The sequence below is a fragment of the Oribacterium sp. Sow4_G1_1 genome (assembly GCF_052116105.1).
Lineage (GTDB): Bacteria > Bacillota > Clostridia > Lachnospirales > Lachnospiraceae > Oribacterium.
The window spans coordinates 1-338 of the sequence record NZ_JBQKLS010000061.1 but is presented as its reverse complement, the minus strand read 5'-3'; the positions used below and the strand labels follow the sequence as shown (position 1 = coordinate 338).

At 44.7% G+C, this 338-nt stretch carries 1 tRNA gene and 1 rRNA gene; both read right to left on the bottom strand.

Annotated features, from left to right (window positions below):
- Window positions 1-148: 148 nt before the first annotated feature.
- Window positions 149-221: transfer RNA gene (locus tag ACTQ52_RS12405), tRNA-Ala, on the bottom strand.
- Between the two features lie 5 nt (window positions 222-226).
- Window positions 227-338, bottom strand: a 5S ribosomal RNA gene (gene rrf, locus ACTQ52_RS12400); the annotation flags it as partial.

Genomic DNA, 338 nt, shown 5'->3' with positions numbered 1-338 from the left:
TGTTGGCTGTGTGATGATGTTTCCACCATCTGGTTTTTTAATTCGTTAACTTTCGTTAACGCCTCGGATGTCTTACTCTATTAAATAGAATAATTTATATTTTGCAGATATTCAGTTATCAATGTTCATCGTGATCAGTGATCACGAGTGGAGATAAAGGGATTCGAACCCTTGACCCCCTGCTTGCAAGGCAGGTGCTCTCCCAACTGAGCTATACCCCCATAATACCTGGCGTCCACCTATGTTCCCACATCGTTACCAATGTAGTATTTTCGGCCGATCAAGTCTTAACCGTCGTGTTCGGGATGGGAACGGGTGTTACCCCTGACCGCATCAAC